Origin of the sequence: Streptococcus sp. 3167 (assembly GCF_013277175.1) — a bacterium.
GTDB lineage: Bacteria > Bacillota > Bacilli > Lactobacillales > Streptococcaceae > Streptococcus > Streptococcus pseudopneumoniae.
On record NZ_VMML01000058.1, the window covers coordinates 1 to 22,718 of the forward strand.

19 protein-coding genes, 1 pseudogene and 1 other annotated feature are annotated in these 22,718 nt (G+C 39.3%); of the genes and pseudogenes, 18 read left to right on the forward strand and 2 right to left on the reverse strand.

Annotated features, from left to right (window positions below; translation table 11 throughout):
* The first annotated feature begins 303 nt into the window (after positions 1 to 303).
* From HT678_RS08665 to rpmA, 4 genes are all read left to right on the forward strand, one after another.
* Entirely contained in the window at positions 304 to 1,002 is a 699-nt protein-coding gene (locus HT678_RS08665; protein ID WP_023933523.1) for a YoaK family protein, read from the forward strand.
* A 64-nt stretch (positions 1,003 to 1,066) separates the two neighbouring features.
* Positions 1,067 to 1,186 (forward strand) — a sequence feature (ribosomal protein L21 leader region).
* Positions 1,187 to 1,221: 35 nt separating this feature from the next.
* Positions 1,222 to 1,536 (forward strand): 50S ribosomal protein L21, encoded by a 315-nt coding sequence (gene rplU, locus HT678_RS08670; protein ID WP_000109141.1) that lies wholly within the window; start codon positions 1,222 to 1,224, stop codon positions 1,534 to 1,536.
* A gap of 15 nt (positions 1,537 to 1,551) precedes the next feature.
* The gene (locus tag HT678_RS08675; RefSeq protein WP_000613692.1) at positions 1,552 to 1,896 is read left to right on the forward strand and encodes a ribosomal-processing cysteine protease Prp; all 345 of its coding nucleotides are present in this window, start codon (positions 1,552 to 1,554) and stop codon (positions 1,894 to 1,896) included.
* A 16-nt stretch (positions 1,897 to 1,912) separates the two neighbouring features.
* Positions 1,913 to 2,206 carry a 50S ribosomal protein L27 gene (rpmA, locus tag HT678_RS08680; protein ID WP_000916509.1) on the forward strand — a complete coding sequence of 98 codons (294 nt, stop codon included), beginning with the start codon at positions 1,913 to 1,915 and terminating at the stop codon, positions 2,204 to 2,206.
* A 138-nt stretch (positions 2,207 to 2,344) separates the two neighbouring features.
* Here the strand turns inward: rpmA and HT678_RS08685 are convergent.
* Positions 2,345 to 2,485: pseudogene (locus HT678_RS08685) on the reverse strand (TIGR03943 family protein); the annotation flags it as partial.
* A gap of 478 nt (positions 2,486 to 2,963) precedes the next feature.
* Here HT678_RS08685 and HT678_RS08690 point away from each other — a divergent pair.
* Positions 2,964 to 3,881, forward strand: coding sequence for a bifunctional riboflavin kinase/FAD synthetase (locus HT678_RS08690; RefSeq protein WP_138702243.1), 918 nt, complete (start codon positions 2,964 to 2,966; stop codon positions 3,879 to 3,881).
* A gap of 92 nt (positions 3,882 to 3,973) precedes the next feature.
* Here HT678_RS08690 and HT678_RS08695 read toward each other — a convergent pair whose 3' ends face one another.
* On the reverse strand, positions 3,974 to 4,822 hold the full coding sequence (locus tag HT678_RS08695; RefSeq protein WP_172924850.1) for a YitT family protein: 849 nt from the start codon (positions 4,820 to 4,822) through the stop codon (positions 3,974 to 3,976).
* Positions 4,823 to 4,963: 141 nt separating this feature from the next.
* Here HT678_RS08695 and HT678_RS08700 point away from each other — a divergent pair, with 141 nt between their 5' ends.
* From HT678_RS08700 to serB, 13 genes are all read left to right on the forward strand, one after another.
* On the forward strand, positions 4,964 to 5,803 hold the full coding sequence (locus tag HT678_RS08700) for a DegV family protein (protein WP_023938721.1): 840 nt from the start codon (positions 4,964 to 4,966) through the stop codon (positions 5,801 to 5,803).
* A 106-nt stretch (positions 5,804 to 5,909) separates the two neighbouring features.
* Positions 5,910 to 6,185, forward strand: coding sequence for an HU family DNA-binding protein (locus tag HT678_RS08705; RefSeq protein ID WP_001284639.1), 276 nt, complete (start codon positions 5,910 to 5,912; stop codon positions 6,183 to 6,185).
* A 422-nt stretch (positions 6,186 to 6,607) separates the two neighbouring features.
* Positions 6,608 to 8,509: an ABC-F family ATP-binding cassette domain-containing protein gene (locus HT678_RS08710; protein WP_023938718.1), complete on the forward strand. Its 1,902-nt coding sequence runs from the start codon at positions 6,608 to 6,610 to the stop codon at positions 8,507 to 8,509.
* A gap of 2 nt (positions 8,510 to 8,511) precedes the next feature.
* Positions 8,512 to 9,375, forward strand: coding sequence for a MutR family transcriptional regulator (locus HT678_RS08715; RefSeq protein WP_166736495.1), 864 nt, complete (start codon positions 8,512 to 8,514; stop codon positions 9,373 to 9,375).
* 78 nt (positions 9,376 to 9,453) lie between these two features.
* Positions 9,454 to 10,632 (forward strand): MFS transporter, encoded by a 1,179-nt coding sequence (locus HT678_RS08720; protein ID WP_166736494.1) that lies wholly within the window; start codon positions 9,454 to 9,456, stop codon positions 10,630 to 10,632.
* Positions 10,633 to 10,724: 92 nt separating this feature from the next.
* A complete protein-coding gene (gene ligA, locus HT678_RS08725) occupies positions 10,725 to 12,683 on the forward strand; it encodes an NAD-dependent DNA ligase LigA (RefSeq protein ID WP_050254418.1) in 1,959 nt (652 codons plus the stop codon).
* A 2-nt stretch (positions 12,684 to 12,685) separates the two neighbouring features.
* Positions 12,686 to 13,645 carry a diacylglycerol kinase family lipid kinase gene (locus tag HT678_RS08730; protein ID WP_000134183.1) on the forward strand — a complete coding sequence of 320 codons (960 nt, stop codon included), beginning with the start codon at positions 12,686 to 12,688 and terminating at the stop codon, positions 13,643 to 13,645.
* A 22-nt stretch (positions 13,646 to 13,667) separates the two neighbouring features.
* A complete protein-coding gene (gene pulA, locus HT678_RS08735; protein WP_101514379.1) occupies positions 13,668 to 15,947 on the forward strand; it encodes a type I pullulanase in 2,280 nt (759 codons plus the stop codon).
* 382 nt (positions 15,948 to 16,329) lie between these two features.
* Positions 16,330 to 18,258: a 1,4-alpha-glucan branching protein GlgB gene (glgB, locus tag HT678_RS08740; RefSeq protein ID WP_000361115.1), complete on the forward strand. Its 1,929-nt coding sequence runs from the start codon at positions 16,330 to 16,332 to the stop codon at positions 18,256 to 18,258.
* The gene (locus HT678_RS08745; protein ID WP_000787253.1) at positions 18,248 to 19,390 is read left to right on the forward strand and encodes a glucose-1-phosphate adenylyltransferase; all 1,143 of its coding nucleotides are present in this window, start codon (positions 18,248 to 18,250) and stop codon (positions 19,388 to 19,390) included. Before glgB ends, HT678_RS08745 begins: the two co-directional genes overlap by 11 nt.
* Positions 19,380 to 20,519 carry a glucose-1-phosphate adenylyltransferase subunit GlgD gene (glgD, locus tag HT678_RS08750; RefSeq protein ID WP_000687041.1) on the forward strand — a complete coding sequence of 380 codons (1,140 nt, stop codon included), beginning with the start codon at positions 19,380 to 19,382 and terminating at the stop codon, positions 20,517 to 20,519. The genes HT678_RS08745 and glgD overlap by 11 nt, the downstream gene beginning before the upstream one ends.
* Positions 20,516 to 21,949, forward strand: a complete 1,434-nt coding sequence (glgA, locus tag HT678_RS08755) for a glycogen synthase GlgA (RefSeq protein ID WP_172924852.1) — start codon at positions 20,516 to 20,518, stop codon at positions 21,947 to 21,949. The genes glgD and glgA overlap by 4 nt, the downstream gene beginning before the upstream one ends.
* 58 nt (positions 21,950 to 22,007) lie before the next feature.
* The gene (gene serB, locus HT678_RS08760; protein WP_000084502.1) at positions 22,008 to 22,652 is read left to right on the forward strand and encodes a phosphoserine phosphatase SerB; all 645 of its coding nucleotides are present in this window, start codon (positions 22,008 to 22,010) and stop codon (positions 22,650 to 22,652) included.
* The last annotated feature ends 66 nt before the right edge of the window (positions 22,653 to 22,718 follow it).

Consider the following 22,718-nt stretch of genomic DNA (forward strand, 5'->3'; position numbering starts at 1 on the left):
AAGTGATAAAGTCGGGAGTATACCATTTTTTTAAGACATAGTCTTTTATTGGTGAGAGTTATTTATATCAAGGAGTGATTAGAAATAAATTAAAATAATTATTTTTGTTAAGAGGGGCTCTATTCTAGTTTCATGGAAATGATTTTACTAAAGGTTTGTATGCTTTGTCTACAAACATGCTACCTCTATCTATTTTCGGATAAATAGTTGTCTATTATTATTTTTATGCTAATAGTAAAATCTAAATGGTAGCCTACGATTTTTTAGAAAGAAAATGGTACAATATTTCTAAGAGAAAATACAATGGGAGGGAAAATGAGGTTATTACCTATAAGAAAAATATCACGTCAGTCTAAAAGGTTAGCACTTTTTTTGACGTTTTGTGCTGGATATGTGGATGCTTACACTTTTATTGTTCGCGGGAATACCCTTGTAGCTGGACAAACTGGAAATGTTGTCTTTCTTTCGGTAGAGCTAATACAGAATAATGTTTCGGATGTTAGGGATAAGCTTTTAACCTTAATAGCGTTTATGCTGGGAGTTTTTTTACTAACCATTTATAGGGAAAAATTGAGAATTGTGAAAAAGCCAATTCTGTCACTGATTCCTTTGGTAATCTTATCAATCATTATTGGTTTTGTGCCACAAACTGTAGATAATATCTATCTAGTGCCGCCCTTGGCCTTCTGTATGGGACTGGTGACAACTGCCTTTGGTGAGGTTTCGGGTATTGCTTATAATAATGCCTTTATGACAGGGAATATCAAACGAACAATGCTAGCTTTTGGAAATTATTTCCGAACTAAGCACACTCCTTTTTTGCGTGAAGGGTTCATATTTGTTAGCCTGCTTAGTAGTTTTATCCTTGGCGTTGTCTTTTCAGCCTATTTGACGATTTTCTATCATGAAAAGACCATTCTTGGTGTTCCTATTATGATGAGCATTTTTTATATCAGCATGCTTTTTGCCTCGTGGCGGAAAAAAGTAAAAGAAAAAGCTTGATTTTAGGTGTTATTACTTGTAAGAAAATAGGAGATATGCTATACTTAGAGAGTTGACTATGCACAATCCTGTGCAACCGCACGAACATCGTTGCTCGTCGTAGAACAAATTTAAACTTTGTTCTACATAGAGCTCTTCTTTTAAGTGGTTCGTCCCACGATGCTAGGCGAGTCTTCACAAAAAGTCGGGGAAACCCATAAAAATCATAGGAGGTGCATAATGAGCACATACGCAATTATCAAAACTGGCGGAAAACAAGTTAAAGTTGAAGTTGGTCAAGCAGTTTACGTTGAAAAATTGAACGTTGAAGCTGGTCAAGAAGTTACTTTTAACGAAGTTGTTCTTGTTGGTGGTGAAAACACTGTTGTCGGAACTCCACTTGTTGCTGGAGCTACTGTGGTTGGAACTGTTGAAAAACAAGGAAAACAAAAGAAAGTGGTTACTTACAAGTACAAACCTAAAAAAGGTAGCCACCGTAAACAAGGTCACCGTCAACCATATACTAAAGTTGTCATCAACGCAATCAACGCTTAATTTTAAGGAGAACACATGATACAAGCAGTCTTTGAGAGAGCCGAAGATGGCGAGCTGAGGAATGCGGAAATTACTGGACACGCCGAGAGTGGCGAATGCGGCTTAGATGTCGTGTGTGCATCGGTTTCTACGCTTGCCATTAACTTTATCAATTCTATTGAGAAATTTGCAGGCTATGAACCAATCCTAGAATTAAACGAAGATGAAGGTGGTTATCTGATGGTTGAAATTCCAAAAGATCTTCCTTCACACCAGAGAGAAATGACCCAGTTATTCTTTGAATCATTTTTCTTAGGTATGGCAAACTTATCGGAGAACTCGTCTGAGTTCGTCCAAACCAGAGTTATCACAGAAAACTAACACGGAGGAAAACATTATGTTAAAAATGACTCTTAACAACTTGCAACTTTTCGCCCACAAAAAAGGTGGAGGTTCTACATCAAACGGACGTGATTCACAAGCAAAACGTCTTGGAGCTAAAGCAGCTGACGGACAAACTGTAACAGGTGGATCAATCCTTTACCGTCAACGTGGTACACACATCTATCCAGGTGTAAACGTTGGTCGTGGCGGAGACGATACTTTGTTCGCTAAAGTTGAAGGCGTAGTACGCTTTGAACGTAAAGGACGCGATAAAAAACAAGTTTCTGTTTACCCAATCGCTAAATAAAAAGGTTCAGTGAACCTTTTTATCCCTCGCCTTGAACTGTAAAGGCGAGGAAGCTAGAAGTAGCATTAAATAAGGCTTTCCGAGTTTTCGGAGAGCCTGTTTTTTGTTTGGTACCCATACTTTTTAATATAGTAAAATGAAATAAGAACTGGTATCTGGTTTCAAATATTGGCTTGTCATCCCTTCACTTGTCTGAATGGCTTGAGCCGTTCCTTCTGATAAGGAAAAAGATATTCTTTAGCGAGAATCCAAGATAACAGATGGAGAGAAAAATAACCCAGTCTGAAGCACATTAGATGGGAGTTGTTGGAAAGCAGTCATCTAGTTTTTCTTTGCTGCTTTGGCTTTTTCTTTGTCATCAGGGAAAGTGACTTGCTTCAAATCAGGGAGTTTAGGAAATTCTTCAAACATCTTGCCCAAGTTGTCTCATTTTGTAAATTTTACAGCCATAGGTGTACCTCGATTCTAAATTCTACCTTTTCGGCACCAATTAGTAATTTAAAGTTCTCAGGAGTTAGTTGCATTGCTTTTTCATACATAAGCATAGTATGACACTTTATGGTTACCGAACAAGTCTAATCACTCCTTTCAAACTTTTGAAGATGTCCTACAAGTTTTTGAGAAGAATATTGCAAAGTTCATAGTTAAGCAACGATAGAGTGAAGTGCTTTTTGAAAACAGCTACACTTCAGGTGAAAAAAACGACATTTCAGATTTTCTGTTCCAGAAATAGCTATCGCTATGATATAATTATTTTATGATTATTACTATTCCTATAAAAAACCAAAAAGATATTGGCACACCATCTGATTCAGTCGTTGTTCTCGGCTATTTTGATGGCATACATAAGGGGCATCAAGAATTATTTCGTGTTGCCAACAAGGCTGCGAGAAAGGATTTATTGCCTATCGTCGTTATGACCTTTAATGAATCTCCAAAGATCGCTTTAGAGCCTTATCATCCAGATTTGTTTTTGCATATTTTGAACCCTGCTGAACGTGAAAGAAAATTAAAGCGCGAAGGTGTAGAAGAATTATATCTCCTTGATTTTAGTAGTCAATTCGCTAGTCTCACGGCAGAAGAATTTTTTGCAACTTATATCAAGGCTATGAATGCCAAAATTATTGTTGCAGGTTTTGATTATACATTTGGTTCTGACAAAAAAACAGCAGAAGATTTAAAGGATTACTTTGATGGAGAAGTTATCATTGTTCCACCTGTAGAAGATGAGAAAGGAAAGATTAGTTCAACTCGTATCCGTCAAGCTATTTTAGATGGAAATGTGAAAGAAGCAGGAAAACTTTTGGGGGCACCGCTTCCATCAAGAGGTATGGTGGTTCATGGTAATGCTCGTGGTCGTACAATTGGTTATCCGACAGCGAATTTAGTGCTTTTAGACCGTACTTATATGCCAGCAGATGGCGTTTATGTCGTTGATGTTGAGATTCAAAGACAGAAGTATCGTGCTATGGCTAGTGTCGGGAAAAATGTGACCTTTGATGGAGAAGAAGCACGTTTTGAAGTCAATATTTTTGATTTTAATCAAGATATTTATGGGGAAACCGTCATGGTTTATTGGCTTGATCGCATTCGAGATATGACCAAATTTGACTCAGTTGACCAATTAGTGGATCAGTTAAAGGCTGATGAAGAAGTAACTCGGAATTGGTCTTAAGAGCTTGAGTAAATAAAACAAAAAAGAGGTTGTCTGTAACCCAAAAGATAGATGATTTAGTCTAACTTTTGAGATCACTACACTACCTCTTTTTATTCTTTTTCAAAGGTGAATCCTTCTCCTAGGATTTCATGGGCTTCTGTAATGGTTATAAAGGCTTGAGGATCGATTCGATGAATCATTTCTTTCATTTTCACAATCTCATTTCTACCGACAATACAGTAGATGATTTTCAAATTTTCTTTACTATAGTAGCCTTGACCAGAAATAAAAGTAACACCTCTTCCGAGGTCATCATTAATTGCCTTAGCAAGTTGGTCAGGACGTTTTGTGATAATCATAAAGCCTTTGCCGGCATATCCTCCTTCACCAATCAAATCAATAACACGAGAAACAATAAAATCAAACAAAAGCGTGTAGGAAACCAATCTCAAATCCTTGAAGATTAGGAGAATGAGCATGAGAATACAAAAATCTAAGATAAAGATCAGTTTTCCTATGGATATATGAGTGTATTTGTTGAGAATACGAGCTAGAATATCAGTTCCGCCAGTTGTACCTCCAGCATTAAAAATAATTCCAAGGCCAATTCCTAATAGGATTCCCGCTATAAGGGCTGTGATTAGTAAATCACCTTGAAGATCAATATGAAGGGGAATATGCTCAAAAAAAGCTAACCAGGCGGACAAAGCTAAGGTTCCTAGTAAACTAGAATAGAGGGATTTGGCTCCAAAAATCTTCCAAGCTAGGATGAAAAGGGGAATATTAATCAGCAGGTTCATGAGGGAAACAGGGATTTTAAAAAGATAAAAGGTGATGAGGGTAATGCCTGTCGCCCCTCCTTCAAAGAGATGATGGGGAACTACAAAATAAGTCAGTCCAAAAGCATAAATAGCAGCACCTAGTAAAATGGTAAAAATGGGGTAAATTTTTTTAATCATAGGACACCTCTTTTCTTATAAGTTGATTATATCAAATTTTACAGAAAATTTGATTGACTCCATTAGGATTTTTAATCTTTTTTTTGATATAATTAGAAGCAAGGAAACCAATCTGAATCCTAAAATAGAAAGATTGATACTATGACAAAAATTAAGATTGTAACCGATTCATCTGTTACTATTGAACCAGAACTAGTAAAGCAATTAGATATTACAATTGTTCCATTATCTGTAATGATTGATAATGTTGTTTATTCTGATGCTGATTTGAAAGAAGAAGGTAAATTTCTTCACTTGATGCAAGAAGCTAAGAATCTTCCGAAAACAAGTCAGCCACCTGTAGGTGTCTTCGCTGAAGTTTTTGAAGACCTATGCAAGGATGGTAGCCAGATTCTTGCTATTCATATGTCCCATGCCCTTTCTGGTACTGTAGAAGCAGCGCGTCAAGGTGCTAGCCTATCTACTGCCGACGTGACTGTTGTTGATAGTTCCTTCACTGACCAAGCCCTGAAATTCCAAGTTGTTGAGGCTGCGAAGTTAGCACAAGAAGGCAAAGACATGGAGACAATTTTATCTCATGTAGAAGAGGTTAAAAACAACACAGAACTTTATATTGGCGTTTCAACTTTGGAAAATCTTGTCAAAGGTGGACGAATTGGCCGTGTAACTGGATTGTTGAGCTCACTTCTCAATATTCGTGTTGTCATGCAAATGAAAGACCATGAATTGCAGCCAATGGTTAAAGGTCGTGGAGCTAAAACTTTTAAAAAATGGTTAGATGAGTTGATAACATCGCTTTCTGAACGTTCTGTAGCAGAGATTGGAATTTCATATTCTGGTAGTGATGATTGGGCAAAAGAGATGAAAGAAAGCTTACAAGCTTATGTTGAAAAGCCAATTTCTGTTTTGGAAACGGGTTCCATTATTCAAACGCACACAGGTGAGAATGCTTGGGCTATTTTGGTACGTTACCACTCCTAAAAAAATAAAGAAAATGGGAAGAAATAGCGTTTTTAACTTGACCTAAAAGGGATTTTAGGATATGATTATATTTGTTAATTAGAAATTATTTGGAGGAATCGTTAACATGGCAAACAAACAAGATTTGATCGCTAAAGTAGCAGAAGCTACAGAATTGACTAAGAAAGACTCAGCAGCAGCAGTTGAAGCTGTATTTGCAGCAGTAGCTGACTATCTTGCAGCTGGTGAAAAAGTTCAATTGATCGGTTTTGGTAACTTTGAAGTTCGTGAGCGTGCAGAACGTAAAGGTCGCAACCCACAAACTGGTAAAGAAATGACAATTGCAGCTTCTAAAGTTCCAGCATTCAAAGCTGGTAAAGCTCTTAAAGACGCTGTTAAATAATCAGCCTTCAAAAAGCCTATTGTATCAAGCTTTCTAACTTGGTCAGTAGGCTTTTTAATTATGAAATCTAGTAATAAATAGAGTTAAAAAGTTGAATGTTCCGAAAATATTGTATATATAGTAGACTGAATCTAAAATAGTACGAAACAATTGCTAAAACATTTATAGAAATTAATTTTACTTTCCCAATCGATTTGTTCTCATCTTATTTCAATTTGCTATACGTACGTATATAATGAAAAGAATTAAATAATAGACTTGTGCGATAACTATTTGAAGCAAGATTAGCTGGTTAGAAAGTCCAACAAGATAGCGAAGGAATCTAACATAAATTTTACATAATTTACTTTATGTTACAAACCCTTCGCTAAAATACTTACCATTATCTTGAATGCCTTAGGGAAACATGCTATACTACTTGTATGATTATTTTACAAGCTAATAAAATTGAACGTTCTTTTGCAGGAGAGGTTCTTTTCGATAATATCAACCTGCAAGTTGATGAACGAGATCGGATTGCCCTTGTTGGGAAAAATGGTGCAGGTAAGTCTACTCTTTTGAAGATTTTAGTTGGAGAAGAGGAGCTAACTAGCGGAGAAATCAATAAGAAAAAAGATATTTCTCTGTCTTACCTAGCCCAAGATAGCCGTTTTGAATCTGAAAACACTATCTACGATGAAATGCTTCATGTCTTTGATGATTTGCGTCGGACTGAGAAACAACTGCGTCAGATGGAGCTGGAGATGGGTGAAAAGTCTGGTGAGGATTTGGATAAACTGATGTCAGATTACGACCGCTTATCTGAGAATTTTCGCCAAGCAGGTGGTTTCACTTATGAAGCTGATATTCGAGCGATTTTGAATGGATTCAAGTTTGACGAGTCTACGTGGCAGATGAAAATAGCTGAACTTTCAGGTGGTCAAAATACTCGTTTGGCTCTAGCTAAAATGCTCCTTGAAAAGCCCAATCTCTTGGTCTTGGACGAGCCAACTAACCACTTGGATATTGAAACCATCGCCTGGCTAGAGAATTACTTGGTAAACTATAGCGGTGCCCTCATTATTGTTAGCCACGACCGTTATTTCTTAGACAAGGTTGCGACAATTACGCTAGATTTGACCAAGCATTCCTTGGATCGCTATGTGGGTAATTACTCTCGTTTTGTCGAGTTGAAGGAGCAAAAGCTAGCTACTGAGGCAAAAAATTATGAAAAGCAACAGAAGGAGATTGCGGCTCTGGAAGACTTTGTCAATCGCAATCTAGTCCGAGCTTCAACGACCAAACGTGCCCAATCTCGACGTAAACAACTGGAAAAAATGGAACGTTTGGATAAACCTGAAGCTGGCAAGAAAGCAGCCAATATGACCTTCCAGTCGGAAAAAAACTCTGGTAATGTTGTATTGACTGTTGAAAATGCGGCTATTGGCTATGACGGGGAAGTCTTGTCACAACCTATCAACCTAGACCTTCGTAAAATGAATGCTGTTGCTATCGTTGGTCCCAATGGTATCGGAAAATCAACCTTTATCAAATCAATCGTGGATCAAATTCCGTTTATCAAGGGAGAAAAGCGCTTTGGCGCTAATGTTGAGGTTGGTTACTATGACCAAACCCAAAGCAAGCTGACACCAAGCAATACTGTACTAGATGAACTCTGGAATGATTTTAAACTGACACCGGAAGTTGAAATCCGTAATCGTCTCGGTGCCTTCCTTTTCTCTGGTGATGATGTTAAAAAATCAGTCGGCATGCTGTCAGGTGGCGAGAAAGCTCGTTTGCTTTTGGCTAAATTGTCTATGGAAAACAACAACTTCTTGATTCTGGATGAACCGACCAACCACTTGGATATTGATAGCAAGGAAGTGTTGGAAAATGCCTTGATTGACTTCGATGGAACTCTTCTCTTCGTCAGCCATGACCGTTACTTTATCAATCGTGTGGCAACTCATGTACTGGAATTGTCTGAGAATGGCTCGACTCTTTACTTGGGAGATTACGATTATTATGTCGATAAAAAGGCTGAAATGGAAGTCGGTCTGACAGAGGAAGCTTCAACCAGCAATCAAGCAAAAGAAGCAAGCCCAGTTAATGACTATCAAGCTCAGAAAGAAAGTCAAAAAGAAGTTCGTAAGCTCATGCGACAAATCGAAAGTCTAGAAGCTGAAATTGAAGAGCTAGAAAGTCAAAGCCAAGCCATTTCTGAACAAATGTTGGAAACAAACGATGCCGACAAACTGATGGAATTGCAGGCTGAGCTGGACAAAATCAGCCATCGTCAGGAAGAAGCTATGCTTGAGTGGGAAGAATTATCAGAGCAGGTGTAAAAATGGAACATCTTGGAAAAGTATTTCGTGAATTTCGAACAAGTGGAAATTATTCTTTAAAGGAAGCAGCAGGCGAGTCCTGTTCAACCTCTCAGTTATCTCGCTTTGAGCTTGGGGAATCTGACCTAGCAGTCTCACGTTTTTTTGAAATTTTGGATAATATTCATGTGACCATTGAAAATTTCATGGACAAGGCTAGGGATTTTCAAAATCATGAACATGTTGCTATGATGGCACAGATTATCCCACTTTACTACTCAAATGATATTGCAGGTTTTCAAAAGCTTCAAGAAGAACAACTTGAAAAGGCTAAGAGTTCGACGACTCCCCTTTATTTTGATCTGAACTGGATTTTGTTACAGGGTCTGATTTGTCAAAGAGATTCGAGTTATGATATGAAGCAGGATGATTTGGATAAGGTAGCAGATTATCTCTTCAAAACAGAAGAATGGACTATGTATGAGTTGATTCTTTTCGGTAACCTCTATAGTTTCTACGATGTGGACTATGTCACTCGGATTGGTAGAGAAGTTATGGAGAGGGAGGAATTTTACCAAGAGATTGGTCGCCATAAGAGATTAGTGTTGATTTTAGCCCTTAATTGTTACCAGCATTGTTTAGAGCATCTTTCTTTTGATAACGCTAGCTATTTTGAGGCTTATACAGAGAAGATTATTGGTAAAGGTATTAAGCTTTATGAGCGTAATATTTTCCATTATTTAAAAGGTTTTGCCTTATATCAAAAAGGAAAGTGTAAAGAAGGTTATAAGCAGATGCAAGAGGCCATGCATATTTTTGATGTGTTAGGTCTTCCAGAGCAAGTAGCCTACTACCAGGAACACTACGAAAAATTTGTCAAAAGTTAATTTTCCCAAATAAGGGAAAAATAAAAAGCTCCTTTCAGTTTTGATACAATAGTTTCAAAATTTGAGAGGAGTTTTTATATGAATCGCTATGCAGTACAGTTGATTAGTCGTGGAGCTGTTAACAAGATAGGGAATATGCTCTATGATTATGGAAATAGTGTCTGGTTGGCTTCCATGGGAACTATGGGACAGACAGTTTTAGGAATGTATCAGATTTCTGAACTCGTCACATCCATTCTCGTCAACCCATTTGGCGGAGTCATTTCAGACCGTTTTTCTCGTCGTAAGATTTTAATGACGACGGACCTTGTTTGTGGGATTCTTTGTCTGGCTATTTCTTTTATAAGAAATGACAGCTGGATGATTGGAGCTTTGATTGTTGCCAATATTGTTCAGGCTATTGCTTTTGCATTTTCTCGTACAGCCAATAAAGCTATCATAACTGAAGTGGTGGAGAAAGATGAGATTGTGATCTATAACTCTCGCTTAGAGCTGGTTTTGCAGATTGTAGGTGTTAGTTCTCCTGTTCTTTCCTTCCTTGTTTTACAGTTTGCAAGTCTCCATATGACGCTACTGCTAGACTCGCTGACTTTTTTCATAGCATTTGTTCTAGTGGCCTTACTTCCAAAAGAAGAACCAATGGTTCAAGATAAGAAACCTTTTACTGGGAAAGATATTTTTGCGGATATCAAGGATGGGTTACACTATATCTGGCATCAGCAAGAAATTTTTTTCCTTTTGCTGGTAGCTTCCAGTGTTAATTTCTTTTTTGCCGCTTTTGAATTTCTCCTTCCCTTTTCGAATCAGCTTTACGGGTCAGAAGGAGCCTATGCAAGTATTTTAACTATGGAGGCTATTGGTTCCATCATTGGGGCTCTTCTAGCTAGTAAAATTAAAGCTAATGTTTATAATCTTTTGATTTTACTGGCTTTGACAGGTGTCGGAGTTTTTATGATGGGATTACCACTTCCAACTTTTCTTTCCTTTTCTGGAAATTTAGTTTGTGAATTGTTTATGACGATTTTTAATATTCACTTTTTTACTCAAGTACAAACCAAGGTTGAGAGCGAATTTCTTGGGAGAGTACTAAGTACAATTTTTACCTTAGCTATTCTATTTATGCCTATTGCAAAAGGATTTATGACAGTCCTGCCAAGTGTACATCTCTCTTCTTTCCTGATAATTGGAAGTGGTGTTATCATCTTGTCTTGTATATCGTTTATTTATGTTCGAACTCATTTTGAAAAATTTATATAAGGTTGCTTGAGTTTTAAAAATAATTCCAAACTAAGTGTTTTTTCCGCCCTTCTCGTTTGTGAGGAGGGCTTGTTTTATGGTAAAATGGTTTTATGAATAAAAGAATGAATGAGTTAGTCGCCTTGCTCAATCGCTATGCGGCTGAGTACTATACCAGCGATAATCCCTCGGTTTCAGACAGTGAGTATGATCGCCTTTACCGAGAGTTGGTTGAGTTAGAAACTGCCTATCCAGATCAAGTGCTAGCAGACAGTCCGACCCATCGTGTTGGTGGCAAGATTTTAGATGGTTTTGAAAAATACAGTCATCAGTATCCTCTTTATAGTTTGCAGGATGCTTTTTCACGTGAGGAGCTTGAAGCTTTTGATGCGCGTGTTCGTAAGGAAGTGGCTTATCCGACCTATATTTGTGAGCTGAAAATCGATGGCTTATCTATCTCGCTGACTTATGAAAAGGGGATTTTAGTTGTTGGTGCAACACGTGGAGACGGTTCTATTGGAGAAAATATCACAGAAAATCTCAAACGTGTTAAGGACATTCCTTTGACTTTGCCAGAAGAACTAGATATCACAGTTCGTGGGGAATGTTATATGCCACGCGCTTCTTTTGACCAGGTCAACCAAGCACGACAAGAAAATGGAGAGCCTGAATTTGCCAATCCTCGTAATGCGGCAGCAGGCACCCTGCGACAGTTGGATACAGCAGTAGTTGCCAAGCGCAATCTTGCTACCTTCCTCTATCAAGAAGCCAGCCCGTCAACTCGTGATAGTCAAGAAAAGGTTTTGAAGCACCTAGAACAACTAGGTTTTGTGGTTAATCCTAAGCGAATTCTGGCTGAAAGCATGGATGAAATCTGGAATTTTATCCAAGAAGTTGGACAAGAACGAGAAAATCTGCCTTACGATATTGATGGAGTGGTAATCAAGGTCAACGACCTAGCAGGCCAAGAAGAACTTGGCTTTACCGTTAAAGCTCCAAAGTGGGCAGTAGCCTACAAGTTCCCAGCTGAAGAAAAAGAAGCTCAACTCTTATCAGTTGATTGGACAGTTGGCCGTACGGGTGTTGTAACCCCAACTGCGAATCTAACACCAGTACAACTAGCTGGTACAACTGTTAGCCGTGCGACTCTGCACAATGTGGATTATATTGCTGAAAAAGATATCCGAAAAGATGATACGGTTATCGTTTATAAGGCTGGAGATATTATCCCTGCCGTTTTACGTGTAGTAGAGTCCAAACGGGTTTCTGAAGAGAAACTGGATATCCCTACAAACTGTCCAAGTTGTAACTCTGACTTGCTGCACTTTGAAGATGAAGTGGCCCTGCGTTGTATCAATCCGCGTTGCCCTGCTCAAATCATGGAAGGCTTGATTCACTTTGCTTCTCGTGATGCTATGAATATTACAGGCCTTGGTCCATCTATTGTTGAGAAACTCTTTGCTGCTAATTTAGTCAAGGATGTGGCGGATATTTATCGTTTGCAAGAAGAAGATTTCCTCCTTTTAGAGGGGATCAAGGAAAAGTCCGCTGCTAAACTGTATCAAGCCATTCAAGCATCTAAGGAAAACTCTGCTGAAAAACTCTTGTTTGGACTAGGGATTCGCCATGTCGGAAGCAAGGCCAGTCAGTTGTTACTTCAACATTTTCATTCAATTGAAAATCTGGCTCAGGCAGATCCAGAGGAAGTGGCTAGTATTGAAAGTTTGGGTGGTGTGATTGCCAAGAGTCTTCAGACTTACTTTGCTACAGAAGGCTCTGAAATTCTCCTCAGAGAATTGAGAGAAGCTGGGGTCAATCTGGACTATAAAGGTCAGACAGTAGTTGCGAATGCGGCCTTGTCAGGCTTGACCGTGGTATTGACTGGAAAATTGGAACGGTTCAAGCGCTCAGAAGCTAAAAGTAAACTCGAAAGTCTGGGTGCCAAGGTAACAGGCAGTGTTTCTAAAAAGACCGACCTCGTTGTGACAGGTGCAGACGCTGGAAGTAAACTTCAAAAAGCACAAGAATTTGGCATCGAAGTTCGAGATGAAGCTTGGCTAGAAAGTTTGTAACAATGACAGAAGAAAGAAAACGTGCGCGTTTAATTTATAACCCAACCTCAGGGCAGGAAATTATCAAGAAAAATATAGCAGAAGTGCTGGATGTTTTGGAAAATATTGGCTATGAAACCAGTGCCTTTCAAACGACTACAGAACCTCTTTCGGCACAAAAAGAAGCTGAGAGAGCAGCCAAAGCTGGTTTTGATTTGATTATTGCTGCAGGTGGTGATGGAACAATTAATGAGGTAGTCAATGGGGTTGCCTCGCTCGATAAGAGACCTCGGCTTGCTATCATCCCAACAGGTACGACTAATGATTATGCGCGTGCCCTAAAAATTCCAATGGGTGATCCTGTTGCGGCTGCTCAGATTATTGCTAAAAATGAGACCATTCATATGGATATTGGACGAGCTTTTGGCGACAAATATTTTATTAATATTGCCGCTGCTGGAACCTTAACCGAATTGACTTACAGTGTTCCAAGTGAAGTCAAGACGCGTCTTGGTTATTTTGCCTATGTTGCTAAAGGCATTGAAATGTTTCCTAAGACCAAGGTTCGTCCAGTGAGAATCACACACGATCAGGGGGTCTTTGAAGGAGAGGTGTCCTTGATTTTTGTTGCCTTGACCAATTCCATTGGAGGTTTTGAGCAGTTAGCGCCTGATACCAAGTTAGACGATGGTAATTTTACTCTGATTTTGGTCAAGACAGACAAGCTATTTGATATGTTGGGCTTATTGATACAGGCCATTAATGGTGGTCAGCATGTCTCAGACGTCAATATCGAATACCTTAAAACTAGCAAACTACGTTTAGAAGTTTTAGATGACCAAGAACCATTTATGCTGAACCTAGATGGGGAATATGGAGGAGATACCCCAGTTGAACTTCAAGTCTGCCATCATCACATCGAATTTTTTGTCAATCGAGACGAGATTAGTCAAGAATTTATTAGTGAAATAGAAACGAATTAAAAAGTAAAAAGGAAAAATAAAAATGTATAACTACCCTATGCGCATTCATTACCATCGCAAGAATGGTGAATACGACACTTGCTCTTTTGTAAAGAGTAAGGATCAACGAATTGATTTACTAACTTACCAAGAAGATTATTTTGGAGCCTTATTTAGCTTTGAACACCCAAGTGCTCATCCCTTAGAAAGCTTGAATTTTGTGGTTCACACAGGCCAAACTAGTAAAGAATATGCTATCCGTTTTAATCACTATCCCCTCTTAACAGAGGTCTGGATTTTGGAAGGCGATGATAGAATTTATTATTCTGAAAATCCTGCAATTGCAAGTCCTTTCTATAAAAATCAAAATCCTTTTGCTTTTGACAAGGCTATCAATAGCGCTAGTTTCGACCACCACTGGGGCTACCAAGGGGAATTGGGTTGCCGTGTAGAGGACAATCAGGCTCGTTTTGCTCTCTGGGCTCCAACAGCGACAGAAGTGCAGGTTGTCGTTTATGAATCAGCTGCTAATGATGCTCCTGTTTGGAAGACCTTTGAGATGGAGAGAGGCAATAGCTACTCTTATAATCACAAGGACAATACAATCGGTGTCTGGAGTTTGGATGTTGAGGAAGATTTGACTGGTAAGGCTTATCAGTATCAAGTCCAATTCCCTCACCACCAAACAGTGACACGCGATCCCTATACCATCGCGACCAGTCCTGATGGCAAACGTTCAGCTATCCTGAGCCATGAAGAAAAGCAAGTTGCAAACTTCGAGGTCAAGCACGGTTCAGAGGCTACTTGGCGCTTGGCAAATCCATGTAAGGCAGTTATTTGTGAAATGCACATTCGTGATTTGACCAAATCACCGACCTCAGGTGTGGATGAACATCTTCGAGGAACTTTCTTAGGTGCTGCACAGACTGGAACAGTTAACCAGTACGGCCAAGCAACTGCTTTTGATTACATCAAGAAGCTGGGCTACAATTATGTTCAGTTGCAACCAATTGCAGACCGTCACAAAGAATACGATGAGGATGGGAATGTAACCTACAACTGGGGTTATGACCCACAAAACTATAACGCGCCAGAAACTAGTTTTTCAACTAATCCAGACGACCCAGCTCAGGTTATTCGTGATTTGAAGACCATGGTTCAAGCTTACCACGATGCGGGTATTGGTGTTATTATGGATGTGGTCTATAACCATACCTTCTCAGTTGTTGATGCACCTTTCCAAACAACTGTCCCTGATTACTATTATCGTATGAATCCAGACGGTACCTTCCAGAATGGAACAGGCGTTGGAAATGAAACAGCCAGTGAACACGAAATGTTCCGCAAGTATATGATTGATTCTCTTCTATACTGGGTTCAGGAATACAATATTGACGGCTTCCGTTTTGACTTAATGGGGATTCATGATGTCAAGACTATGCAGATGATTCGTCAAAGCTTAGATGAAATCGACCCTAACATTATCCTCTATGGAGAAGGTTGGGACATGGGAACAGGTCTTGCACCTTATGATAAGGCTAAGAAAGACAACGCCTACGAAATGCCAAGTATTGGTTTCTTTAATGACAATCAGCGTGATGCTGTCAAAGGTGGAGAAGTTTATGGTGCTATCAAGTCAGGTTTTGTCAGCGGTGCTGCGACAGAGCCAATTCTAGCCAAAGCAATCCTAGGAAGTCGTGAATTAGGAACCTATACACATCCAAATCAGGTGCTTAACTATGTGGAAGCCCATGACAATTACAATCTTCACGATTTATTGGCAACCCTTCATCCAAACCAAAGTTCAGAACAAATCATGCGCAAGGTCGAGACAGCCACAGCTATGAACCTACTCATGCAAGGGATGGCCTTTATGGAAATCGGTCAAGAATTTGGTCGGACCAAACTGGTTGCGACTGGTGAGAATGGTGAGTTGACCCATGATGATAGAGAGCGTGCGATGAATAGCTATAATGCTCCTGACAGTGTGAACCAAGTCAACTGGGATTTGATCAATGAGCGTCAAGACAGTATTGAGTTTATCCGTCAAGTCATCCGATTGAAGACAAAAACTGGTGCCTTTTCTTACTCTAGCTATGATGAAATTTACCATCATGTCTTTGTGCATTCTGCGATTGAACATAGCGGCTGCCTTATCTATGAAGTTCATGGGAAAGAACACCTCTTGGTGGTTGTGAATGCTAAATCAGAACCCTATCAATTTGAAAATGCAGGAAATTTAGCTATGTTGGTAACTAATAGTCGTTCAAAAGAAGATAATGTGTTAGATGATATTAGTCTAGCCGTCTTGAGTGTTTTATAAAGACCATCTATCTCGCTATTCTAACACATCATTGGAAGTGAACGAATAGAAAGAACTTAGCTGATAACTCACTTGTATAGAAAATTTGATAAATATTTTCATCAAACGTGTAAAATCAGGAAATTGTTTTCCTGGTTTTATTTTTTGCTATAAAAAAATAATATTGGTAGCAAAAATACGAACTTTTTGGTATTATAGTAGAGAAAAGAAAGGCGTTTTCACATTTTTTTGAAAAAATATTGCTTTACAATTGAACGAGAAAGTGAACTTTTTGTAGATTTTCAAAATAATTTTAAAGAAGTATAGTAATTTACTTGAATCTTCCCTAAAAAGGTAGTATAATAAATCTATAGAAAACGCTTACAGAGAAAGAGGAGGTATTATGGATAAAAGAGAAGCTTTGCGCACCTTTATGACAGGAGAAAATTTTCACCTTCAGCATTATCTAGGAGCACATAAAGAGCAAGTGAATGGAGAGTATGGCTATACTTTCCGTGTTTGGGCTCCCAATGCTCAGGCTGTCCACTTGGTGGGGGATTTCACCAACTGGATTGAGGGTCAGATTCCAATGGTAAGAAATGACTTTGGGGTCTGGGAAGTCTTTACCAACATGGCTCAAGAAGGGCATATTTACAAATATCATGTCACACGTCAAAATGGTCATCAACTGATGAAAATTGACCCTTTTGCTGTCAGATATGAGGCTCGTCCAGGAACAGGGGCAATCGTAACAGAGCTTCCTGAGAAGAAATGGAGGGATGGACTTTGGCTGGCACGAAGAAAACGTTGGGGCTTTGCTGAACGTCCTGTCAATATCTATGAAGTTCACGCTGGCTCATGGAAAAGAAATCCTGATGGTAGTCCTTATAGTTTTTCCCAGCTCAAGGATGAACTCATTCCTTATCTCGTTGAAATGAACTATACTCATATTGAGTTTATGCCCTTGATGTCCCACCCTTTGGGGTTGAGTTGGGGGTACCAGCTTATGGGTTACTTCGCTTTAGAGCATGCCTATGGTCGTCCTGAAGAGTTTCAAGATTTTGTCGAGGAGTGTCATATCCATAATATTGGGGTTATCGTAGACTGGGTACCTGGTCATTTCACCATTAATGATGATGCCTTAGCCTATTATGATGGGACACCGACTTTTGAATACCAAGACCATAATAAGGCTCATAACTATGGTTGGGGCGCTCTCAATTTTGACCTTGGAAAAAATGAAGTCCAGTCCTTCTTAATTTCTTGTATTAAGCATTGGATCGATGTCTATCATTTGGATGGTATTCGTGTGGATGCTGTTAGCAACATGCTTTATTTGGACTATGATGATGCTCCATGGACACCTAATAAAGATGGGGGAAATCTCAACTATGAAGGTTATTATTTCCTTCAACGCTTGAATGAGATTATTAAGTTAGAATATCCAGATGTGATGATGATTGCAGAAGAAAGTTCGTCTGCAACCAAGATTACAGGAATGAAAGAGCTTGGTGGTCTAGGATTTGACTACAAATGGAACATGGGCTGGATGAATGATATCCTCCGTTTCTACGAAGAAGACCCAATTTACCGTAAGTATGACTTTAATTTGGTGACTTTTAGCTTTATGTATGTTTTCAATGAAAACTATCTCTTACCATTTTCACACGATGAAGTGGTTCATGGCAAGAAGAGTATGATGCATAAGATGTGGGGAGATCGTTACAATCAATTCGCAGGCTTGCGCAATCTCTATACGTACCAAATTTGTCACCCTGGTAAGAAATTGCTCTTCATGGGTAGCGAATATGGTCAATTCCTAGAATGGAAATCTGAAGAACAGTTGGAATGGTCTAACCTAGAAGACCCAATGAATGCTAAGATGAAGTATTTCACTTCTCAGCTAAACCAGTTTTACAAAGACAACCGCTGTCTGTGGGAAATTGATACCAGCTATGATGGTATTGAAATCATTGATGCGGATAATCGAGACCAGAGTGTTCTTTCCTTTATTCGTAAGGGTAAAAAGGGAGAAATGCTAGTCTGCGTCTTTAATATGGCACCTGTTGAACGGAAAGATTTTACAATCGGACTACCCGTTGCAGGAATTTACGAAGAAGTCTGGAATACTGAGCTAGAAGAGTGGGGAGGCGTTTGGAAAGAACATAATCAAACTGTTCAAACGCAAGAAGGACTATGGAAAGATTATGAGCAGACCTTAACCTTTACCCTACCGGCTATGGGAGCTAGTGTATGGAAAATCAAACGCCGCTTGAAATCTACTAAAACCGTCACAAATAAAAACCAAAAAGGAGTAGAAAATGAAGAATGAAATGTTAGCTTTGATTCTTGCTGGTGGGCAAGGAACTCGTCTCGGTAAACTCACTCAAAGCATCGCAAAACCAGCTGTGCAATTTGGTGGGCGCTACCGTATCATTGACTTTGCCCTATCAAACTGTGCCAACTCAGGGATTCATAATGTTGGGGTCATTACACAGTATCAACCTCTTGCTCTCAACAATCATATTGGGAACGGTTCAAGCTGGGGACTAGATGGTATCAATTCTGGTGTTTCTATTCTTCAACCTTATTCTGCCAGTGAAGGAAATCGTTGGTTTGAAGGGACTAGTCACGCTATTTACCAAAATATCGACTATATCGACAGTGTCAACCCTGAGTATGTCTTGATTTTGTCTGGGGACCACATCTACAAAATGGACTATGATGATATGCTCCAGTCTCATAAGGATAATAATGCCAGCTTGACAGTAGCCGTTTTAGACGTCCCTCTTAAAGAAGCAAGCCGTTTTGGTATCATGAACACAGATGCTAACAATCGTATTGTTGAATTTGAAGAAAAACCAGCTCAACCTAAATCTACAAAAGCTTCTATGGGAATCTACATTTTTGATTGGCAACGCCTTCGTAATATGTTAGTCGCTGCTGAAAAGAGCAATGTAGATATGTCAGATTTTGGTAAAAATGTCATTCCAAATTACCTTGAGTCAGGTGAAAGTGTTTATGCTTACGAATTTAGCGGTTACTGGAAAGATGTTGGTACGATTGAGTCTCTTTGGGAAGCGAACATGGAGTACATTTCTCCAGAGAATGCCTTGGATAGTCGTAACCGTCAATGGAAGATTTACTCAAGAAACTTGATTTCACCACCAAACTTCCTCGGAGCAAATGCTGATGTGGAAGACTCATTAGTTGTAGACGGATGTTTCGTTGATGGAACTGTTAAACATTCTATCCTTTCAACAGGCGCGCAAGTTCGCGAAGGAGCGGAAGTTGTTGATTCAGTTATCATGAGTGGAGCTATCATTGGTCAAGGAGCTAAGATTAAACGTGCCATTATTGGTGAAGGTGCGATTATTTCTGACGGTGTCGAAATTGATGGAACAGATGAAGTACAAGTTGTAGGATATAATGAAGTAGTGGGGGTAGCAACAGATGAAGATTGATAAATATTCTGCCATTTTAGGAAACACAGTTGGTTTTCACGATATGTCGACATTGACAGACCACCGTCCAGTAGCAAGTTTGCCATTTGGTGGGAAATATCGTTTGATTGACTTCCCACTTTCAAGCCTTGCTAATGCAGGTGTTCGTAGTGTCTTTGGTATTTTCCAGCAGGATAATATCAGCTCAGTCTTTGACCATATTCGTTCAGGACGCGAGTGGGGCTTATCAACCCTTCTTAGCCATTACTATCTAGGAATTTACAATACCCGTGTAGAAAGTAGCACAGTTGGAAAAGAATACTACCAACAGCTTCTCACTTATTTGAAACGTTCTGGGTCAAACCAAACAGTTTCACTCAACTGTGATGTTTTGATTAACATTGATTTGAACCAAGTTTTCCATCTACATAGTACAACAAAAGGGCCTATCACTGTAGTTTATAAAAAACTAGCTAAGAAAGATATTTCAGAAGTAAATGCAATCTTAGAAGTGGATGAAACAGACCATGTTCGTTCTCATAAACTCTTTGATAGCAAGTCAACAGCTGAAACGTTCAATATGTCTACAGATATCTTTGTCGTTGATACACCTTGGTTGATTGAACGCTTGGAAGAAGAAGCTAAAAAAGAACATCCAGAGAAGTTGCGTTATGTTTTACGGGATTTGGCTGCAAAAGAGGGAGCTTTCGCCTACGAATACACAGGCTATCTAGCCAATATTCACTCTGTAGAGTCTTATTACCAAGCTAATAAAGATATGCTTGAATCGCAAAAATTCTATTCTCTTTTCTCACCAAACCAAAAGATTTATACAAAGGTTAAGAACGAAGAACCAACTTACTATGCTAATACATCTAAAGTAAGCACTTCTCAGTTTGCGTCTGGTAGTATCATTGAAGGTCAAGTTGCTAATTCTGTTCTATCACGTAATATTCATGTTCATAAGGATAGCTTGGTTAAAGATAGCCTGCTCTTCCCTCGTGTTGTTATTGGAGAAGGAGCTCAGGTTGAATATGCTATCTTGGACAAGGGTGTTGAAGTTGAGCCTGGTGTTGTGATTCGAGGAACTGCAGAACATCCAGTTGTCGTTAAGAAAGGTAGCAAAGTAACAGAGGATATTCATTCATGAAAATTTTATTTGTAGCAGCAGAGGGTGCACCCTTTTCAAAAACAGGTGGTCTGGGAGACGTCATTGGCGCTCTTCCTAAATCACTGGTAAAAGCGGGACATGAAGTTGCAGTAATTTTACCCTACTATGACATGGTAGAGGCTAAATTTGGAAATCAGATTGAAGATGTTCTTCATTTTGAGGTGAGTGTTGGTTGGCGCAGACAGTACTGTGGGATTAAGAAAACAGTTTTGAACGGAGTGACTTTCTACTTTATCGACAGCCAATATTATTTCTTCCGTGGTCATGTTTACGGTGATTTTGATGATGGGGAACGTTTCGCTTTCTTCCAACTGGCTGCCATTGAGGCTATGGAAAGGATTGACTTCATTCCTGACCTTCTCCATGTTCATGACTACCATACAGCCATGATACCGTTCTTGTTAAAGGAAAAATACCGTTGGATTCAAGCCTATCAAGGAATTAAAACTGTTTTAACCATTCATAATTTGGAATTTCAAGGACAATTTTCAGAAGGAATGTTATGGGATTTGTTTGGAGTTGGCTTTGAACGTTATGCTGATGGTACCCTTCGCTGGAACAACTGTCTGAACTGGATGAAGGCTGGTATTCTTTATGCTGACCATGTTTCAACCGTTTCACCTAGCTATGCTCATGAAATTATGACCAGTCAGTTCGGATGTAACTTGGATCAAATTCTTCGAATGGAGTCTGGCAAGGTGTCTGGTATCGTGAACGGGATTGATGCTGACCTGTATAATCCTCAGACGGATGCTCTTTTAGACTATCATTTTAATCAGGAAGATTTGTCTGGAAAAGCTCAGAACAAGGCAAAATTACAAGAAAGAGTTGCCTTGCCAGTTAGAGCTGACGTTCCACTGGTGGGAATTGTTTCTCGTTTGACACGTCAAAAAGGTTTTGATGTGGTGGTCGAAAGTCTGCACCATATCTTGCAGGAAGATGTCCAGATTGTTCTTTTGGGAACTGGAGATCCAGCCTTTGAAGGAGCTTTCTCATGGTTTGCTCAAATCTACCCAGACAAGCTATCAGCAAATATCACTTTTGATGTCAAACTAGCTCAAGAAATCTACGCTGCCTGTGACCTCTTCCTCATGCCGAGTCGTTTTGAACCGTGTGGCTTGTCTCAAATGATGGCTATGCGTTATGGAACCTTGCCATTGGTCCATGAAGTTGGTGGCTTGCGAGATACTGTTCGCGCTTTTAATCCAATCGAAGGAAGCGGTACTGGCTTTAGCTTTGACAATCTATCACCTTATTGGTTAAATTGGACTTTCCAAACAGCTTTGGACTTGTATAGAAACCATCCTGATGTTTGGAGAAATCTACAAAAACAAGCTATGGAGTGTGATTTCTCATGGGATACAGCCTGCAAGTCATATCTTGACTTGTACCATAGTTTAGTTAATTAATAGATAAAATCGTATGATGACTTCATACGATTTTTAGGCTGTTTAGAGAGGAGAAGGTATGTCTCAAGTAAAAGGATTGTGTGTTATGGATGTGGATGGAACCTTAATCCTAGAAGAAGTGATTGATTTGTTGGGAAGAGAGGTAGGTCGTGAGGAGGAAATTTCGCAGATTACAAGTCGAGCAATGCGAGGAGAGTTGGACTTTGAAAGCAGTTTACGAGACAGAGTTTCCTTGTTGGAAGGCCTTCCTATTTCGGTCTTTGATACAGTCTTCAACTCTATTCATCTAACGCCAAATGCCCAAGAATTCATCTCTATTCTCCAACAGAATGGCATTCTAGTTGGTCTGGTGTCTGGTGGCTTTACACCAATAGTTGAGAGATTAGCAAAATCACTTGGCATTGCCTATTTCTCTGCCAATCAACTTGAAGTCAAAGATGGTCTTCTAACAGGAAAATTAGTTGGACAAATTATCAGTCCCCAGGTCAAAAAAGAGACTCTGGAAAAATGGAGAGAGAAACTCAAACTTCCTAAAGAAAGAACGGTTGCAATCGGTGATGGGGCCAATGATTTATTGATGTTGAAGTCGGCGGGACTAGGAATCGCTTTTTGTGCCAAAGAAGTACTCAAAAAAGAAATACCGAATCATGTTGACAAGAGGGATTTTTTAGAAGTTCTTCCTTTGATTGACTGTTTAGAATGAGGGAAAATATGAAGATTGTAATTGCACCGGATTCGTTTAATACTATCCTAAAATCAAAAAACATCT

Excerpts from the sequence above, each read along its gene's own strand:
- HT678_RS08665 (WP_023933523.1), top strand. The coding sequence starts at position 304 with ATGGGAGGGAAAATGAGGTTATTACCTATAAGAAAAATATCACGTCAG.
- rplU (WP_000109141.1), top strand. The coding sequence starts at position 1,222 with ATGAGCACATACGCAATTATCAAAACTGGCGGAAAACAAGTTAAAGTT.
- HT678_RS08675 (WP_000613692.1), top strand. The coding sequence starts at position 1,552 with ATGATACAAGCAGTCTTTGAGAGAGCCGAAGATGGCGAGCTGAGGAAT.
- rpmA (WP_000916509.1), top strand. The coding sequence starts at position 1,913 with ATGTTAAAAATGACTCTTAACAACTTGCAACTTTTCGCCCACAAAAAA.
- HT678_RS08690 (WP_138702243.1), top strand. The coding sequence starts at position 2,964 with ATGATTATTACTATTCCTATAAAAAACCAAAAAGATATTGGCACACCA.
- HT678_RS08695 (WP_172924850.1), bottom strand. The coding sequence starts at position 4,822 with ATGATTAAAAAAATTTACCCCATTTTTACCATTTTACTAGGTGCTGCT.
- HT678_RS08700 (WP_023938721.1), top strand. The coding sequence starts at position 4,964 with ATGACAAAAATTAAGATTGTAACCGATTCATCTGTTACTATTGAACCA.
- HT678_RS08705 (WP_001284639.1), top strand. The coding sequence starts at position 5,910 with ATGGCAAACAAACAAGATTTGATCGCTAAAGTAGCAGAAGCTACAGAA.
- HT678_RS08710 (WP_023938718.1), top strand. The coding sequence starts at position 6,608 with ATGATTATTTTACAAGCTAATAAAATTGAACGTTCTTTTGCAGGAGAG.
- HT678_RS08715 (WP_166736495.1), top strand. The coding sequence starts at position 8,512 with ATGGAACATCTTGGAAAAGTATTTCGTGAATTTCGAACAAGTGGAAAT.
- HT678_RS08720 (WP_166736494.1), top strand. The coding sequence starts at position 9,454 with ATGAATCGCTATGCAGTACAGTTGATTAGTCGTGGAGCTGTTAACAAG.
- ligA (WP_050254418.1), top strand. The coding sequence starts at position 10,725 with ATGAATAAAAGAATGAATGAGTTAGTCGCCTTGCTCAATCGCTATGCG.
- HT678_RS08730 (WP_000134183.1), top strand. The coding sequence starts at position 12,686 with ATGACAGAAGAAAGAAAACGTGCGCGTTTAATTTATAACCCAACCTCA.
- pulA (WP_101514379.1), top strand. The coding sequence starts at position 13,668 with ATGTATAACTACCCTATGCGCATTCATTACCATCGCAAGAATGGTGAA.
- glgB (WP_000361115.1), top strand. The coding sequence starts at position 16,330 with ATGGATAAAAGAGAAGCTTTGCGCACCTTTATGACAGGAGAAAATTTT.
- HT678_RS08745 (WP_000787253.1), top strand. The coding sequence starts at position 18,248 with ATGAAGAATGAAATGTTAGCTTTGATTCTTGCTGGTGGGCAAGGAACT.
- glgD (WP_000687041.1), top strand. The coding sequence starts at position 19,380 with ATGAAGATTGATAAATATTCTGCCATTTTAGGAAACACAGTTGGTTTT.
- glgA (WP_172924852.1), top strand. The coding sequence starts at position 20,516 with ATGAAAATTTTATTTGTAGCAGCAGAGGGTGCACCCTTTTCAAAAACA.
- serB (WP_000084502.1), top strand. The coding sequence starts at position 22,008 with ATGTCTCAAGTAAAAGGATTGTGTGTTATGGATGTGGATGGAACCTTA.